Origin of the sequence: Oribacterium sp. HCP28S3_H8, assembly GCF_052064775.1 — a bacterium.
Classification (GTDB): domain Bacteria; phylum Bacillota; class Clostridia; order Lachnospirales; family Lachnospiraceae; genus Oribacterium.
Window position 1 is genome coordinate 93,037 of record NZ_JBQHUZ010000005.1, and the last position, 17,510, is coordinate 110,546.

15 protein-coding genes are annotated in these 17,510 nt (G+C 46.9%); 2 read left to right on the plus strand and 13 right to left on the minus strand.

The window, feature by feature from the left end; genetic code table 11:
* Positions 1–21 precede the first annotated feature (21 nt).
* The 3 genes from ACTNEN_RS07600 to ACTNEN_RS07610 form a co-directional block, all read right to left on the minus strand.
* Positions 22–1,350: a class I SAM-dependent RNA methyltransferase gene (locus ACTNEN_RS07600; protein ID WP_441205562.1), complete on the minus strand. Its 1,329-nt coding sequence runs from the start codon at positions 1,348–1,350 to the stop codon at positions 22–24.
* A 175-nt stretch (positions 1,351–1,525) separates the two neighbouring features.
* Complete coding sequence (locus ACTNEN_RS07605; protein ID WP_441205564.1) at positions 1,526–1,816, minus strand: DUF4366 domain-containing protein; 291 nt, start codon at positions 1,814–1,816, stop codon at positions 1,526–1,528.
* Between the two features lie 124 nt (positions 1,817–1,940).
* Positions 1,941–4,421 carry an ATP-dependent helicase gene (locus ACTNEN_RS07610; RefSeq protein WP_441205565.1) on the minus strand — a complete coding sequence of 827 codons (2,481 nt, stop codon included), beginning with the start codon at positions 4,419–4,421 and terminating at the stop codon, positions 1,941–1,943.
* A 227-nt stretch (positions 4,422–4,648) separates the two neighbouring features.
* On the opposite strand from ACTNEN_RS07610, the gene ACTNEN_RS07615 reads away from it, so the two are divergent.
* The gene (locus ACTNEN_RS07615; protein WP_441205566.1) at positions 4,649–5,305 is read left to right on the plus strand and encodes a DUF1836 domain-containing protein; all 657 of its coding nucleotides are present in this window, start codon (positions 4,649–4,651) and stop codon (positions 5,303–5,305) included.
* 10 nt (positions 5,306–5,315) lie between these two features.
* On the opposite strand, the gene ACTNEN_RS07620 is transcribed toward ACTNEN_RS07615, so the two are convergent.
* Positions 5,316–5,615, minus strand: coding sequence for a YerC/YecD family TrpR-related protein (locus ACTNEN_RS07620; RefSeq protein ID WP_441205568.1), 300 nt, complete (start codon positions 5,613–5,615; stop codon positions 5,316–5,318).
* Positions 5,616–5,848: 233 nt separating this feature from the next.
* Positions 5,849–7,513: a polysaccharide deacetylase family protein gene (locus ACTNEN_RS07625; protein WP_441205570.1), complete on the minus strand. Its 1,665-nt coding sequence runs from the start codon at positions 7,511–7,513 to the stop codon at positions 5,849–5,851.
* 356 nt (positions 7,514–7,869) lie between these two features.
* Here ACTNEN_RS07625 and ACTNEN_RS07630 point away from each other — a divergent pair, with 356 nt between their 5' ends.
* Positions 7,870–8,727 carry a DegV family protein gene (locus ACTNEN_RS07630; protein ID WP_441205571.1) on the plus strand — a complete coding sequence of 286 codons (858 nt, stop codon included), beginning with the start codon at positions 7,870–7,872 and terminating at the stop codon, positions 8,725–8,727.
* A 150-nt stretch (positions 8,728–8,877) separates the two neighbouring features.
* On the opposite strand, the gene ACTNEN_RS07635 is transcribed toward ACTNEN_RS07630, so the two are convergent.
* From ACTNEN_RS07635 to dxs, 8 genes are read right to left on the minus strand one after another with little or no spacing between them, the layout of a single operon-like run.
* On the minus strand, positions 8,878–9,858 hold the full coding sequence (locus ACTNEN_RS07635) for a peptidylprolyl isomerase (RefSeq protein WP_441205572.1): 981 nt from the start codon (positions 9,856–9,858) through the stop codon (positions 8,878–8,880).
* 21 nt (positions 9,859–9,879) lie between these two features.
* Positions 9,880–10,338, minus strand: coding sequence for a divergent PAP2 family protein (locus tag ACTNEN_RS07640; protein WP_441205574.1), 459 nt, complete (start codon positions 10,336–10,338; stop codon positions 9,880–9,882).
* Between the two features lies 1 nt (position 10,339).
* On the minus strand, positions 10,340–11,785 hold the full coding sequence (gene glgA, locus ACTNEN_RS07645; protein ID WP_441205576.1) for a glycogen synthase GlgA: 1,446 nt from the start codon (positions 11,783–11,785) through the stop codon (positions 10,340–10,342).
* Positions 11,786–11,845: 60 nt separating this feature from the next.
* A complete protein-coding gene (gene recN / locus ACTNEN_RS07650) occupies positions 11,846–13,498 on the minus strand; it encodes a DNA repair protein RecN (protein ID WP_441205578.1) in 1,653 nt (550 codons plus the stop codon).
* A gap of 30 nt (positions 13,499–13,528) precedes the next feature.
* The gene (gene argR, locus ACTNEN_RS07655) at positions 13,529–13,981 is read right to left on the minus strand and encodes an arginine repressor (RefSeq protein WP_441205580.1); all 453 of its coding nucleotides are present in this window, start codon (positions 13,979–13,981) and stop codon (positions 13,529–13,531) included.
* A gap of 22 nt (positions 13,982–14,003) precedes the next feature.
* Complete coding sequence (locus ACTNEN_RS07660; protein WP_441205582.1) at positions 14,004–14,819, minus strand: NAD(+)/NADH kinase; 816 nt, start codon at positions 14,817–14,819, stop codon at positions 14,004–14,006.
* The gene (locus tag ACTNEN_RS07665) at positions 14,820–15,641 is read right to left on the minus strand and encodes a TlyA family RNA methyltransferase (RefSeq protein WP_441205584.1); all 822 of its coding nucleotides are present in this window, start codon (positions 15,639–15,641) and stop codon (positions 14,820–14,822) included.
* Positions 15,622–17,505, minus strand: a complete 1,884-nt coding sequence (dxs, locus tag ACTNEN_RS07670; RefSeq protein ID WP_441205586.1) for a 1-deoxy-D-xylulose-5-phosphate synthase — start codon at positions 17,503–17,505, stop codon at positions 15,622–15,624. The genes ACTNEN_RS07665 and dxs overlap by 20 nt, the downstream gene beginning before the upstream one ends.
* Positions 17,506–17,510 lie beyond the last annotated feature (5 nt).

A 17,510-nucleotide genomic window follows, 5' to 3' on the forward strand; every position in this document is an offset into this window, starting at 1 on the left:
GTGTAAAGATGGCGGATCAACTTACGTATGCCGGCGCATAAGGCATACCACCTCAATATTATTGGTTTGCGGAAACATATCTACCGGGCAAACCTTCTCTACATGGTATCCTGCGGTCTGCAATGGAACCAGATCTCTTGCCAGGCTTTTGGGCTTGCATGCAACATAAATCAGAGTATCGACACCATACTCAATAATCTTTCTAAGAGGCTTTGGCTGTACGCCGTCTCTCGGCGGGTCCAGAATAATCAGATCCGGGCGCGGTGCATCCTCTCTTGTGCCATCCTCGTGCAAAAGCTCACCACCCTCCTGGATCACCTTCATAACATCTCCTGCAATAAAATGGCAATTGCTAATTCCATTGAGTCTGGCATTGTCTCTTGCAGCATCGACAGCCTCTTTTACAATCTCAACGCCGATCGCCTGACTGGCAACAGAGCTCATAAGCTGCGTGATGGTACCGGTTCCGGAGTATAGATCATAGATCACCGGTTTGTGCGCAGTGGATCCGCTTTCCTGATCATGCTTCAAAAGATCATATCCTGCATATTCCCGTACCTTTGTATACAGCCTCTCCGCTCCGAGGGAATTGGTCTGGAAAAAGCTGAAGGGTGTAATCCGGAAGCGAAGCCCCAGAAGCTCCTCATAAAAAAAGCTCTCACCATACAGAACATCTGTCCCGTTGTCAATCACCGCATCCGAGAGAGATTCATTTCTTGTATGCAGAATGCCGGCAAATTTTCCTTCCAGTGCTCCCGAGCTTTCCAGCCGCAGCATACGATCCTTCCAGCCGTTTAAAACCATAGTCTCCGGATCTGCTGCTTTTTCCGCGGAATTTTCATCACTGACAATCTCATTCATCCGGCTCTGAAACTCTCCTGTCTCAAATTCCGCAGTATCCGTAGACGTTACAAGATCTACAAGGATCTCCCCGGTTTTACTGGCGCGCCTTACAAGCAGGTGGCGAAGATATCCTGTATGAGTCCGCTTATGAAAGTAATGGATGCCAAGCTCTGTAAAATACATGCGCGTCTCATGCAGAATCCGATCGACATCCTGATGAGGAAGCTGGCAGTCATCTGTATTAAGGATATTATAAAAGCTCTTTTTCTGATGCAGTCCCAGAGTCAGCGGCCCATCCTTCTCACAATCTCCAAACGAGAACTCCATTTTGTTACGGTATCCCGTGGAGAGAGGAGATGGAATGATCGGTTCAAACACATACGGCTCCCGGATCACCGGATCCAATAGCTCTCTTACCTCCCTTTCCTTTCGGTTAAGCTGTTCTTCATAGGGAATCCCCTGATAGTAGCATCCGCCGCACTTCCCGGCATTCTGACATAATCCCATACTTCTCTCCATTCACGGTAACTATACCGCTTTATATTTTATGTTCATTCTTTCATATCCAGCTCCGCAATCATAGCCTGGCTCCAGGCTTCAGCGGATATCTCAGTCCTTTGCCGGATCATTAAAAAACAGGGTATGTCAACTCGGCATACCCTGCTGTTTCCACGGAACCTACTTATTTTTCCGGTACAACATCCGCATCATCGGAATCAAAGGCATCATCGTAATCATCATAATCCTCAAGATAATCCGGTGCGACAAAACGATACACTGCATATGCAATTGCCGCAACTGCTGCAACACAGCCAATCACAGCAAGCACTGTCATTACGATCTTTTTGGTTTTTTCATCCTGTTTTTTTTCTTCCAGGAACTCTGAAATTCTGGCTCTGTCGATCAGATCCTGCGCTTTTTCTGTAAACTCCTTAGCATTGGTCCTGAATGTATCTACATTAAATCTGTCCATTTTATTAACCTCCCGGGAAGCTTTACCTGTTTTTATTATTATAGCATCAGGGTCCTGCAAATACCACAGCAATTTGTGAAACCCCATTGCAGTAATTGGGGAAGTGGAAAGCCCCATTGCGGATTTATAACAGCTTACGAAGCTTTGCAAAGCTTGCAAACATTTTTTTACGCCCTGCCTTGTCAAAATCCACTACAACCTCAAAATCTTTTTTGCCATCGACAACAGAAACCACCGTGCCTTCTCCAAATTTCACGTGTCGTACACGATCTCCTGCTCCATAGTCAAGAGAACTGAGCCTCTGCTCCGAGGTTTTCTGCATATAGCCCGGGATTCCGCTGCCGCTTCGTTTTCTGCCGGTAGCACCTGCTCCTGATCTGCCGCGCAGTCCGGATGGTTTTTTGCTCTCCAGATATCCGGTACTGCCCATGCCGCGTAGCCCATAAGAATTGACTCCGTAGCTTCCGGAGACTGTGCCTGTATGTCCGCCGATGACTCTGCCAAAGCGGTCATCCTCCCGGTTTCCGGCATTCCTGCGCATCCCCATATCCATGCCATCATCAAATGGTGTACCGGAGAAGTCTGAAAATCCATCGATATCTACTCTGGATGGATACAGCAGCTCTTTGGTGATAAGCTGATCCGGAATTTCATCAATGAAACGACTTGGTTTCATCCTCTGATATTCTCCGTTAACCATACGGCTCCGGGCGGAGGTCATAACCAGCTCCTGCTCGGCTCTCGTAATGCCGACATAGCAAAGCCGCCGCTCCTCCTCCAGATCCTCCGGGTCATTCATGGACATATATCCCGGGAACAATCCATCACTCATACCAACAAGATATACCTTAGGAAACTCAAGTCCCTTGGCTCCATGCAGTGTCATAAGGGTCAGGGTATCCTTGCTTTCATCCGCGCGGTCGATATCCGCCACCAGAGATACCTCCTCCAGGAATTCGGAAAGCTTCGGCTTCTCTGCCTCTGCCTGATAGGATGCCGCCTTGGAAACAATTTCATCGATATTTTCAAAGCGGGTTTCTGCTTCAATCTCTCCTTCGGCTCTGAGCTCCTCGCCATAACCGGTATCGTCCCGGATCGATTTGATCAGATCCTGAATTGTAAAGCTTTCCTTAAACTTAGGATCCGCCTCCTGATCCAGGTATCCGGACCTCCTGAGCTTATCCCGATATCCCTCTATCATTTCTGTAAATTTCTTAAGCTCACGTCCAGCTTTGCCGCCAATACCGATTGTATCCGCACGGCATGCAGCTTCATACAATGTCATCTGATGTGCTGCATCCGAGTTCGCCTCCGCAAACATATGGAGCTTTTGAATGGTGGAAGCGCCAATGCCCCGCTTTGGCACATTAATGATCCGTTCCAGTGCAATCGTATCCGAGCCGTTGGCAATGACCTTCATATACGCAAGAACATCCTTGATTTCCTTACGCTGATAAAAGTTCACACCGCCGATGATCTGATACGGAACATTACGGTGGATGCACTGCTCCTCAAGGAGACGGGACTGCGCATTGGTTCTGTAAAGCACTGCCATATCATGGTATGCGCGCCCATTGTTCTGTACCTCCTTCCATACATCGGAAATCACGGCATTTGCCTCGTCATTTGCATTCTCAAACTCATGAAAGACCACCTCGGCTCCACCCTTTTTTTCCGTCCAAAGCTTTTTAGGCTTTCTGCCGGTATTATGACTGATAACCGCATTGGCAATGTCAAGGATCCTGGATGTAGAGCGATAGTTCTGCTCAAGCTTTATTACATGGGCCCCCGGAAAGAACTTCTCAAAGTTAAGGATATTGTTGAGATTTGCGCCCCGGAACTTATAGATACTCTGGTCATCATCGCCGACTACGCAAATGTTGTGATACTGCCCCGCAAGGAGATGCACTAGCTCAAACTGGATGTCATTGGTGTCCTGGTATTCATCCACCATGATATAGCGGAAGCGATTCTGGTAGTATCCCAGCACGCGGTCATCTGTTTTAAAAAGCTCTACCGTCTTGATGAGGAGGTCATCAAAATCAAGCGCATTGTTCTGATGAAGCCGCTTCTGATACTCTGTGAAGCAGTCTGCAATACGACGCTGTCTTAAATCCGATCCGGCTGCTTTACGGAAATCCTCCGCATCCATACCTTCGTTTTTAGCACTGGAAATCGCTCCCAGGGCGGCTCTCTCCCGGATCAGCTTGGGATCAATATTGAGACTTTTAAAAACCTGCTTCATGAGCGTAAGCTGATCATCTGTATCATAAATGGAAAAATCCGAGGTATAGCCGATCAGATCGATATGGCGCCGCAGGATCCGTACACACATCGAGTGGAAGGTGCTGACCCAGATTTCCCGGGCGCGCACTCCCACGAGCCGGTCGATACGCTCTCTCATCTCCCCTGCGGCCTTGTTGGTAAATGTAATTGCCAGGATATTCCATGGATCCACCCCGCAGTTTTCTATGAGATAGGCGGCTCTATGCGTCAGCACTCTGGTCTTGCCGGAGCCGGCACCTGCGAGAACCAGTACCGGTCCCTCCGTGCATCTCACCGCCTCCGCCTGCTCTTTATTTAATATGCTGTCGAGATTTTCCATTTCATGCTCCCCTATACTTATATATCGCGAACAAATGTTTATTATTTTTTGTATACGGGCTTTATTCTACCATAGATTTCTGCCTTACGGAAGTCATATTCACGAGACTCGCTTCGCACAAATCCGCATGAATTTCGCGCGCATGTATTTTGAGCTCATGCATTTTGACATGTAGTTTAAAAAACCACATCTTGTGGCAGATTTAAAACTATGCTATACTTTTTAGCATGAATAAAGATATTTTAAATGATTTAATTACATATCTGGAAAGCTTACACCACATAAAGGCGGACGACATCCCGGATCTGGATCTGTATATGGATCAGGTCACAGGCTTTATGGACGACCATCTTGCCAAGGTCAAGCGGCATCCGGAGGATAAGGCTCTGACAAAGACGATGATTAACAACTATGCCAAAAATCGTCTGCTGCCTGCACCGGTAAAAAAACGCTACTCCCGTGAGCATATTCTGATCCTGCTGTTTATTTACTATTATAAAGGAGTTCTTAACCTGACAGATATCCAGACTATCCTGGAACCAATCAATCAGAAATACTTCAGCAATGATAAAGATCTGAGTCTGGAGGATATCTATGAAACGGTATTTTCGCTGGAGGATAAACGGATGTCACATCTCATTGATGATGTGACAGACAAGTTTGAAACAGCTTCTCTGATGTTTCCGGAGGACAACGATACATCAGAATCTCTATCCCCGGAGGATCGGGATGAGCTAAGGATGTTTGCGTTCCTTGGAGAGCTTGGATTTGATGTGTATCTTAAACGACAGATGATGGAGCGGATCATTGATCAGATCCGTGCATCACAAAAAGACAAGGAAATGAAGGAAAGCACGCAGAAGCGTGCCGTTAAAAAAAAGTGAGGCTTTAGCCTCACTTTTTTTCTTCCATACCTAATCTGCGAAATACCATATCATATCCATCCGCGCCATAATTTAAAGAACGATTGACTCTTGAAATTGTTGCAGTCGATGCACCGGTGCTTTTGGCAATGTCCAGATAGGTGTGCTGCTCTCTCAGCATCTTGGCAACCTCATACCGCTGCGCCATGGAGATCAGCTCATTGATTGTACACACATCCTCAAAAAATTTATAACAATCATCCTTGGATTTTAATGTCAGGATCGCATCAAACAGATGCTCTACTTCTTTGGTTTTTAACTTGTCATTCATACTATAATCTCCCGTACCTCCAGCTCTCCACAGCTTAAATAGCGGATCACAGCCTCCACCGATAGACTTCACAGTTTTACGCTTTATCATAAGCGCTTTTTCACTTTACAACTTGAAAGCAATTTTAACACTCCGTATAAAAGAATGCAAGATGTAAGATATACTTTCTGGAAGCACTTTCCGGGAGAGCTTATCGATCGGGTAGAAAGTGCTGGGATATCTTATGGCATGATTTATGATGCTGTATTTTGCGATGGGGTTGTTTCAGAAGCTGTACTTTGCGCTTCTGTAGTTTCTGATGTTGTACTTGCTGCCTCGCTGCTGCCGTAGTTCCATCCGATTGGCGTCGGGCGTCGGGTATCAAATACCTGCTTAATATCCATCAAGTCCGAAACATGATCTGTCCCGCCGGAATACGCCTCATACAGCCGGTAGCCATCCAGGTTTCTTCGTCCCTGCCGGACGAAATTTTCTCCAAACTGGACCCAGTAAGGATTGGAATCCACATTGCAGAAATAGCGGAAGCCTGCGTTCTCAAGCATCACAAATTTCTGATTGCCAGCGGCATCATAGGGGTGCCAGTCCTGAATATCCGCGCCATATGGGTAAAGCATGATGTCGACCGGTCCCGGAAGGAGTGATGCGACATTTCTCTGCCAGCGGTCCGTATCACGGGTCAAGTCCTCCAGCGAACGGTCCGTAAAATTGATATGTCCCCAGCTGTGCGATGCAAGCTCATATCCATCCTCCACCAGTGCCTTGGTCAAGGTTTTTACGGTTTCACGATCTGCCTCGATGTTGGGATTTGCGGTGTTTTTAGGATCATAGGCTTCTGAAGCTGCGTCGTAGGTTTCATCCGTGCGGTAGCCGAGAACTCCGTTGTAGCCTGTGAATGCAATAATCGCCTTGTGTCCATGGTAACTGAAGTCCGGATGCTCCTCAATAAACTGGTCCAGTATCGGCACAATGTCATAATCTCCTACGGAAACATTCCCATCTGCATCTGTATACTGGAGCTTCAGCTTGCCGTCTGCATCCAGAACCATCTTGTCGGCAAAACCATGTCCCTGCATATATTCATAGTAGTTGACATCATCCTCGGATATGACAATCGGCTTTTTGCCCTCCGGCAGCATAATCTGCTTCTGCACCATTTTTTCCGTACCATCGGACTGTGTTTGTATTTCGGCAATGTCATGCATGCCGACCAGAACATAGCCACGCTCATAGAGCTGCTGAAGGATTGCTTCAAACTCCGGGATCGTTGTCATGACGGAGTTAAAGCTCTGCCCCAGTCGGTCATTGGTCAGAGCGCGGGTGGTGTCAACAATCAGGGTATGAAAAAAAACATGCGGGATTTTAGAATTATCCGCAGGCTGCAGCGTACCCTTACGGGCTTCGTAGTCGGAAATGGCTGCCCCGACATCGCTGTCCTTACCGTACTCCGAGCCTTGTAATAGCGAAATTGCGCCGTCATAGTCATACATGGCGGCAAGACGCTCTGCGGATATCAGTAAAGCCGTTTTCGGATTCGGTGCTTCCGTCGTCTCTGAAGCTGTAAGATCAGCCGCAGTGGCAATTGACGTATGCTTATCTGATCCTGTCTTGCCAAAACCATTATGTTTCAGAATCCTGGTTATGCCCATAGATGCCAGGATCACTGCTGCTATCACACATACCAAAAGTATCAAACGATATATAAAAACCTGATGGTTTCTACGCTTCTGACGCTCTCTGATCCGTCTTCGCCGTTCCTCTGCCCATGCGGCATCTGCATCCGGGCTTTCCTCAACAGAATCGTTATGAATTTCATGAACCATATTTTTGATCCCGTCTTTACCCTCGTCTTTATCTTTATCTTTATTTTTATCTATACCTTTATAAATGTCCTTATCCATTTTATAGCTCCCGAAGCTCTGCCCTTACATATATCACAGTAATACATCATACGGGTATATCAGCATTTCTATATGTTCCTTCCACGTGTAAATGTTTCAGTAATATAAACATCCCGTTGCAGATTTTTCATCTGTCTGTAATAGTGTAGCAAGTTACACGATCGGCTGCAAGCGTCGACGTGTACATGATATTTCACTACGAAATTTACGTTTACAATTTAGTCAGGATATTTCACAGGATGTCTCAGCCAAAAGATCTCATGCAGAGGCACCTTAGATCCGTATTCTGTTTGACAACTTATCCTGCTCTGCTATAATATGTAGTATTGAAAACTACATTACGAAAGAAGAAAACGATGGAATATAAAATTATTGGTGACAGCTGCTGCGATTATACAAAAGAAATGAAACAGGACCCGGCGTACTGCATCATACCATTGACTCTGGAAATCGGGGATTATACGGTGATTGATGATGATCACTTTGACCAAATAGATTTTCTGAAACGGGTAGCGGCATCTCCTGTCGGTCCCAAAACAGCCTGTCCTTCTCCGGAGGCGTATAAAGATGCGATAGAAGCATCTGATGCTTCTGAGGTATATATTGTGACCCTCTCGGAGCATCTGTCGGGGAGCTATCAGTCTGCCTGCGTCGGACTGCAGATGTACGAGGAGGATTGTCCGGATGAAACAAAGAAAAAGGTTCATGTATTCGGCTCGGACAGCGCATCGGCAGGACAGTGCAATATCTGTCTCCGCATAAAGGAATTAAAGGAGCAGGGGCTGGATTTTGAACATGTGGTAAAAGAAATCGATGACATGATCTACCGCATGCAGACCTATTTTGTACTGGAAAATCTGGATACGCTGCGTAAAAACGGGCGTCTCTCTGCAGTAAAGTCCCTGCTGGTCTCCGCCCTTAATATAAAGCCTGTTATGGGCGCAATACACGGCGTAATCATTCAGAAGGACCGGCAGCGTGGGATGAACCGTGCCTTAAAAAAGATGGTGGAAATTGCTGTAGCTGAAGCCGGCGGACCGGAAAAGACCCGTGATCTTCGTGTGGTAATCACGCATGTCAACTGTCCCGAGCGGGCAGAGTTTGTCAAAGAAGAGCTGATGCGTACTGCACCTTTCCGGGATATTGTCATTACAGATGCCATGGGTGTCGCTACAGTGTACGCTTGCGACGGCGGCATTGTAATCGCGCTTTGATACTCCACCCTCCCTAATCAGAGAGGGGGAGTTTTAAATTTCGCTGATATCTCACTGTACTCCAAAAGCAAGCTATTATAATTGCAGGCTATAACAAAGCCTATTAAAATATTTTCAAAATATTTTAATAGGCATAAACTAAAGAGCAGATTAAAGTTTTATATTTTCATCAAACAATGAAAAAAAGTTGGATGCTGTACTGTCCGGATGGGCTTTTAAATCTATGGTTTTCCAAAAAGGTTCCCGGAAACGGATAATATGCTGTCCGCTATAGTCGCCAAAACTTTTATCAAATGCGGTTGTACGGATAGAGGCTTCCAGCCGCTGTTTCCTGGCAAGGGTTGCCTCCTCGTCATATGCATTGACACACTTCAGAATATAGTATTTTCCATCCATTTCAATGATATCACTGATCTCGTTCTGCTCCAGTTGAAATGCCGCATCATAATATGCGTTGTCCTGTTCCGATTTTGCAAGTGTCACATTGATTTCCGGATCCTCGGAATATTGTCCTGCATAATACGCAAAGTTGGCGCCGGAGACATTCACATCCTGAAGCAGCTTCTCGGCAAGCTCTGCGTCGGATGTCACAATCTGCTGCACCTCGATGATTTTAGCATCTGCATCGGAAATCTCCGAGTTTACATTGCTGAGCAGATATTCTGCCGTTTTACATGCCACAAAATACTCTGTATACATGGAAACCACATCGGCTTCCGTACAATTCCCCATCATCGCAATGTCCTCAGCCGAGAGACTCTGAAAAAACGTATGGGAAATATTCCGGATGCTTTCCATCTCCGTGGAGGTTGCAATAATGCCTTTTTCCTCTGCAAGCATATTGAGTGTTTTTACATTTTGGAGAAACTCCCTGGATTTTGAAATAAAATATGCACCATAGGTATCCTCCTGTTGTCCCTCCAGTGGCAGATCCCATATCGTATCTCCAAAAATCTGCCGGTATCGGTTCCGTTCCGAGCCGACAACAATCATGCTCTCTGCTTCCGTGTAGCCTGCAACATCCTCTGTTTTCCCCGTAATTTCGATTCCCTTACAAGAAACTAAGCTGCATGCCAGAAGCATGCAGCTCAGCAATAGTATTGTCTTTTTTAAAAATCTGATCAAATTCATCGGCAATGTCTCTTATGTAAATCAATACTGCGTTTTAACGACAAAGGCAACAAGGATGCCAAGGATTGCCCCCGCCAGCACCTGCAGCGGCGTATGTCCGACATACTCCTTTAATTTCTTTTCAAATTCCTCCCCCTTCCAGTTAAAGGGATTATCCAGGAGGATCTTGTTAAGTATAACCGCCTGTTTGCCCGTTTCTCTCCGGACACCTGTGGCATCATACATCACAACAGAGGCAAGAACAAAGCATATTGCAAAATACGGGCTCTCCAGTCCGTACTGCAAGGCAGCGGCCGTAGTCAGCGCGCAGACCGTAGACGAGTGGCTGGATGGCATCCCGCCGGAGCCGGTCAGTCGCTCCCAGTTGATGCCTTTATTAAAATAAGCATCAATCGCGGTTTTCAGCACCTGCGCGATGGTCCAGCCAACAACAGCTGAAATCAGCATATAATTATCAAGTAAAGCATCCAAAAAATTCATTTTAATATCCGATCAGCCAGTCATACAGCTCCTGATACTTGAGAGCGCTCGTTCTCCAGGAGTAGTCCTTAAGCATAGCGCGGTCTACAATCTTGTTCCAGTCCCGTTTCCGGTCATAGTAAATCTGTTCCGCATAGCGGATTGTGCCAAGCATCTCATGTGCATTGTAATTAGCAAAGGAGAAGCCGGTTCCGGTATCCTCATATTCATTAAACGGCTCAACGGTATCCTTGAGTCCTCCAGTTTCCCGTACGATCGGAATGGTACCATAACGCAGCGCAATCAGCTGTGAGAGACCGCACGGCTCAAACAGGGACGGCATCAGATATGCATCGCAGGCTGCGTAGATCTTATGGCTGATTTCATTAGAATAATAGATCTGCGCAGAAACCTTGTCATGATACTTCCAGTCGTAATGGCGGAACATGTTTTCATACTTTTCATCACCTGTTCCAAGCACAACAAACTGGATATTGTCCTGGCAAAGCTCATCCATTACACACTGGATCAGATCGAGCCCCTTCTGATCTGTCAATCGGGAGACAATACCGATCATAAACTTGCCGGGATCGGCTGCCATGCCCCAGTCTTCCTGTAAAGCCTTTTTGTTTTTATATTTTTCCTTCCGGAAATTTTTCTGATTATATTGTTTTACAATATATGAATCTGTTTCCGGATTCCATTGATCATAGTCGATGCCGTTGACTATGCCACGGAGGTCATGTTCTCTGGCGCGGAGCAGTCCATCCAGTCCCTCTCCGTAAAACGGCATTTTGATTTCCTCTGCATAGGTTTCAGAAACGGTAGTGATGGCATCCGCATATACAATTCCACCCTTTAACAGATTTCCATCCTTCTTACACTCCAGCTTATCCGGTGTGAAATAGTAATCCGAGAGCTGTGTAAATCTCTGAATCGTCTTAACATCCCATACACCCTGGAATTTCAGGTTATGGATCGTAATGACAGATTTGATAGAGCGATAGAACTCACCGCCGGCAAAGCGATCATGTAAAAGCACCGGTACAAGTCCGGTCTGCCAGTCATGGCAGTGGATCAGATCCGGATGGAAATCCAGAAGCGGCAGCGCTGACAGCGACGCATAGCAGAAGAAGCAGAATTTCTCAAGATCCCAGTACCAGTCACCATAAGGTTTGTCGCCACTGAAGTAGGACTCATTATCAATAAAATAATATGTCACGCCATTATAAACATACTTAAGCACACCCACATAACGGCTCTGTCCAAGGTAATCCATGTAAAAATGTGTGACATACTCCATTTTTTCACGCCACTCCCATGGAATGCACATATATTTGGGGATCATAACCCGACAATCATAATACTCTTTGTCGATGGTTTTGGGCAGCGATCCTACAACATCTGCAAGACCTCCCGTTTTAATAAAGGGAACTGCCTCTGATGCCAGAAATAGTATGTTCTTCATAAAAGTTCATCCTCCAATTATCCCGACAACCGAAATTTTGATAATTTAAGTATACTCTTTTCACGATTCCCTAGCAAGAAGTTTGAGTTCTCTGGCATTGGCGAGAACCGCCTCCGTCACTTTGCCACCGGCAAGGAGCCGCGCAAGCTCCAGGATCGATGCATTCTCATCCAGTCTTGTAATGTCGGTATGGGTGTGCCCGTCTGCCACCTTCTTTTCAATCATGAAATGAATGTCGGCTTTGGCAGCGATTTGCGGCAAATGCGTAATCAGAATTACCTGATGCATATGGGAAATACGCTTCAGCTTATCTGAAACCTTCTCTGCTGTCCTGCCGGAAATTCCTGTATCGATTTCATCAAAAATCAGCGTCGGGATTTCATCCGTATCCGCAAGTACGGTCTTAATCGACAGCATAATCCGGCTAAGCTCACCTCCGGATGCCACCTCTGTCAATGGACGCACCGGTTCTCCCGGATTAAGGCTTACCACAAAGTGAGCTTCATCCTGTCCGTTGGACGTCGGTTCCTTAAGCTTGCTGACCGGCAGGTCAAATTTCACATCCAGAAATCCCATCTCTGTCATTTCATTGCGAATGCGCTCTGCCAGCACTGCCGCGCCCTGCTTTCTTTTTTCTGTAAGCTGGCGGGAGAGCTCCTCAAGCACCTGAAATTTTTGCTGTACCTGTTTCCGACAGCTTTCCCTCGCGGCATCATAATCCTCAAGCTCTGCGAGACGCCTCTCTTTCTCTTCCAACGTCGTCTCCACCTTTTGAACCGTGCCACCGTATTTCACAAGGATGCTGCGTATGAAATCCAGCCGCTCTTCAGTCGCGTGGAAATCCTCCTCGTCGTACTCATTATCCTCAAGGTACTGATCCACATCCCGGAGCGTATCCTCTGCTATGGACTCAAGATCATAAAGACTATCTGAGATCTGCTTGAGCTCCTTATCATACTGCATCGCGTCCTGAATGTCCGAGATCGCTCTTGAGAGATCCACTTCCCTCAGGATTTCACGGGCACTTGCCATCGAAGCATAGATTGTCTGGGCATTTTGATATTTGCGGTACTTATCTGCAAGCTCCTCCTCTTCGCCTTCCTTAAGTTCTGCTTTCTGGATCTCATCAATTTCAAATTTCAGGAAGTCCAGCTCCCGCTGTCTCTGTCCTTCATCAAGGGAAAAGCTCTCCAGTCTTTTCTTTTCATCGCTCCAGGCACGATATGCCATAGCCACCTGTTGACGGAGCTTACCGGTCTCGGCTTCCTGGAACTGATCCAGGATTCTGAGATGCGCGCCATCCTTAAGCAGGGACTGATGCTCATGCTGCCCATGGATATCAATCAGCATTTCCGTAAGCTGGCGTAATTTAGAAAGTGTAGCTGTCTGGTCATTAATCTTGATCTCCGATCTTGTCCTGGAAATCCTTCGCCGGATGATAACCTGTCCCTCCTCCGGCTCTATATCCATCTCCCGCATCCGCTCCATCTGCTTATCTGTGAAATCGCCAAAAACAAGTTCCACAAAGCCGGATTCTTTCCCTGTACGGATCATATCCTTACTGGATTTCTGCCCGAGCGCAAGGTTAATAGAGCCAATGATGATGGACTTACCGGCACCGGTCTCACCGGTCAGTATATTAAGTCCGGCGCCAAATTCCACATCCGCCGATGCGATCAGAGCGAGATCCTTGACATGAAGATGGTACAGCATTTCCCCCGATTTCCTCCTTAATGTAAACAGTCAGTGATTGATAATCTCTCTTAATCTGGCAAGAACCTCCTCTGCATCCTCAGGATTTTTTATAGCACACATAATGGTGTCATCTCCTGCAAGAGTGCCTACGATCGGCTCAAAGCTCATCTGGTCCAGTGCTGCTGCCACTGCATTTGCCATACCGGACATGGTCTTAATAACCAGGAGATTTCCGGCAGTATCCATGGAAAGCAGTCCCTCCCGCAGTACCCGGATATATTTATCCGTGTGCGTACTCTCGTTACGGGTCATGACCTGATAATACTGCCTTCCCTCACCATCTGTCACCTTGGACAGCTTCAGCTCCTTGATATCTCGGGAAACGGTTGCCTGTGTCACCCGGAAGCCTTCCTGGTTCAGGAGATCTGCAAGCTCCTCCTGCGTTTCAATTTTTTTGTGGCTGACCAGCTCTATGATTTTCTGATGTCTTGATTTTTTCATTACTATTCCTCATCAGCAAGCCTCAGGCTTCCTTCATCTTTTCTCTCAGTATTTCCAAAAAGCTCTCTTTATGCAGCTTAACCAGTGTGGTCTGCTCCTCCGCCTTATAGATGCGGATCACATCGCCCACCTCAAGATCAACAATATTTTCACCATCAAAGGCAAGCACAGAATTTTCCGACTTGGCATACACCTCAATCATACGGGTATTATTGAGTACAATGGCTCTTCCATTTAAAGAGTGTGCGCAGATCGGTGTCAGGATATGCACCGGTGCTGTCGGCGATACAATCGGTCCGCCGGCAGAAAGATTATACGCGGTAGATCCGGTCGGCGTTGACACAATGATACCATCTGCGGAATAATCGCCAAGCTCCTTGCCATTATAAAAAATATTGTACCGCACGATACTGATCCCGTTTTTACGAGAGAGCAGAATCTCGTTTAACGCAAGACCCTCTGCAATCATCTGTCCCTGCCGGTAAACCCTGCCCCGGATCATTTTTCTCGTATCCGGAATGTAATTACCGCTCAGAAGCGCGTCCAGTGCAGCCCTGATATCCTCCTTCCGGTTGATCTCCGTAAGGTATCCGAGATGACCTACATTGATGCCCAGGATCGGAATTTCTCTGCCCTGCAGCGTATCCGCCGCCCTCAGAATCGTTCCATCTCCGCCAAGCGTAACAATCGCATCCGACTCCGCAAGCTCTGCCTTGGAATATCTTTCCTCACGGAACACACTGTAAAGTATATTCCGCTCCTCAAGATATTCCACGATGCTTTGTGCATAGCTCTCTGCATCCTTTTTTCTCTTATTTACAATTAGTGTAATTTTCATTTACTTATCCAGCTGCTCGTGTGATAGTCTGACGATTTCCTCTGCCTTTTCCGGAAGCCAGTCCGGAGCTGGCGCAGCCTCTCCTCCAGGGTTTAATGTAAGAAGTGCAAGATACTCGATATTTCCCTCCGGTCCCTTGATCGGAGAGTACGTGAGTCCCTGAAGCAAAAAGCCTGTTTCATATGCAAAACGGATGGTGCGTTCAATCACTTCCTTATGAACGCTCTTATCCCTCACAACGCCCTTTTTGCCAACCTGCTCCCGACCCGCCTCAAACTGCGGCTTGATCAGGCATACCACCTGTCCGTCCGGAGCCAGCAGTGTCTTAACTACCGGAAGAACCAGCTGCAGACTGATAAACGAAACATCTATGGAAACAAGTCCGGCGGAAACCCCGAGATCCTCCGGCTTAACATAGCGAATGTTGGTTTTTTCCATGCAAACCACACGCGCATCGTTTCTAAGCTTCCAGTCCAGCTGTCCATGTCCTACATCAATAGCAAAGACCTTGATGGCTCCATTTTGCAGCATGCAGTCGGTAAAGCCTCCGGTAGAAGCGCCAATATCAATGCAGACCTTACCGGACGGATCCACGCCAAATGCATTGATTGCCTTTTCCAGCTTAAGTCCGCCCCTGGAAACATATTTCAACACGCTTCCACGGATCTCAATCTCGCAGTCCTCAGGAAACACGGCTCCTGCCTTGTCCTCTTTTTGTCCATTGACATAGACAATTCCTGCCATGATGGTCCGCTTTGCCTTTTCTCGTGATTCCTGCAGCCCTCTCGTTACGAGAAGCACATCAAGTCGTTCCTTTTTCACAGGATATTACTCCTTCTGCCTGTAGTTTACGGATGATGGAATCTGAATCGATCCCAAGTCCCTCTCTGAGCTTAGTAACATCGCCATGCTCCACGTACATATCAGGGAGCGCGATATTGATAACCTTAACCTCCGGATGATACTGGTGAATATATTCTGTTACCTGTATGCCATAGCCGCCCTGCAGCACGTTCTCCTCCAGCGTAACAATGACCCGGTGATGCTCTGACAGCCTGTCCAGAATTTCCGTATCAATCGGTTTGATAAATCGGGCATTTACCAGCGTAAAATCGTATCCCTTTGACATACATTTTTTGCGAATGTGATCTGCCGTTGATACCATGGAGCCTGCAGCAATAAAAGCCACATCGCTCCCCTCATACAGCATCTCTGCCCTGCCAAGCCTGATCGGCTCCCGGAATTCCGAAAGCTCCTGATACGCGGTGCCTCTTGGGTAACGCAGGCTGATCGGTAAGGTATACTGCAACGCAAATTCCAGCATATCCTCCAGCTCATGAGCATTTTTAGGCGCCATCACCGTCATATTAGGAATACAGGTTAGATACGAGTAATCAAAAATCCCCTGATGCGTTTCCCCATCCGATCCGACAAGACCTGCACGGTCAATGGCAAATACAACATGCAGCTTCTGCAGACACACATCATGTACAAGCTGATCAAATCCTCTCTGCAGGAAGCTGGAGTAGACAGCAAAGACCGGGTGCAGTCCCGCGCTCGCCATACCGGCTGCGGATGTAACAGCATGCGCCTCTGCTATACCTACATCAAAAAATCGCTCCGGATATTTCTTTGCAAACTCCCAGAGTCCTGTTCCGTCTGCCATTGCAGCTGTAAGCGCAACGAGCTTCGGGTCCTTTGCTCCAAGCTCCAGCATTTTCCCGGAAAAAATATCGGTATAGGTAGGTGACGTCTTGGGATGCTTTGTCTGTCCGGTCCTGATATCAAATGGAGATACCCCATGATATTTCCATGGAAATTTCTCTGCCGGAGCATAGCCCTTGCCTTTTTTTGTAATGACATGCACAAGCACGGTATGATCCAGCTTTTTGGCATCCTCGATGGCCTTCTGCACCGCCCGGATATTATGTCCGTCGATCGGTCCAAGATACGTAATGCCCATATCCTCAAAAAGCATACCTGGAATAATCAGCTGCTTAATGGAATTTTTGGTTTTCTGGATCTTATCCACAATCGGTTTCCCAACGCCCGGAATAGATAATAAAAACCCACCAACATTGCTTTTGAGCTGATTATAGCCTCTGTCCGACCGGATTCCATTGAGATAGCGGGACATTCCCCCCACATTTCTGGAAATGGACATATTATTATCATTAAGCACAATGATAAAGTTTTTTTTCATGCGTGCAGCATTATTAAGGCCTTCATACGCCATACCGCCGGTTAAGGCGCCATCTCCGATCACTGATACCACAGTATAGTTCTCGTGCAGCACGTCTCTTGCCTGCGCAATCCCCAGTCCCGCTGAAATAGAAGTCGAGCTGTGACCTGTACCAAAGCAGTCATACGGACTCTCGTTTCTTTTAGGGAAACCGCTCATGCCGCCATACTGACGGAGTCCATCGAAATTATCCTTTCTTCCGGAAAGGATCTTATGAGTATAAGCCTGATGACCGACATCCCACACAATCTTATCCTTGGGCAGATCCAATGCAAGAAAGAGACCGATCGTGAGCTCAACTACTCCAAGATTGCTTGCCAGGTGTCCTCCAAGCTCAGAGGTTTTTTGAATTATAAAGTTCCGGATTTCTCCTGCGAGCTCTCGCAGCTCATTATCTGAGAGCCCTTTCAGATCCTCCGGACCATGAATATTGTCAAGCAGCATACCTG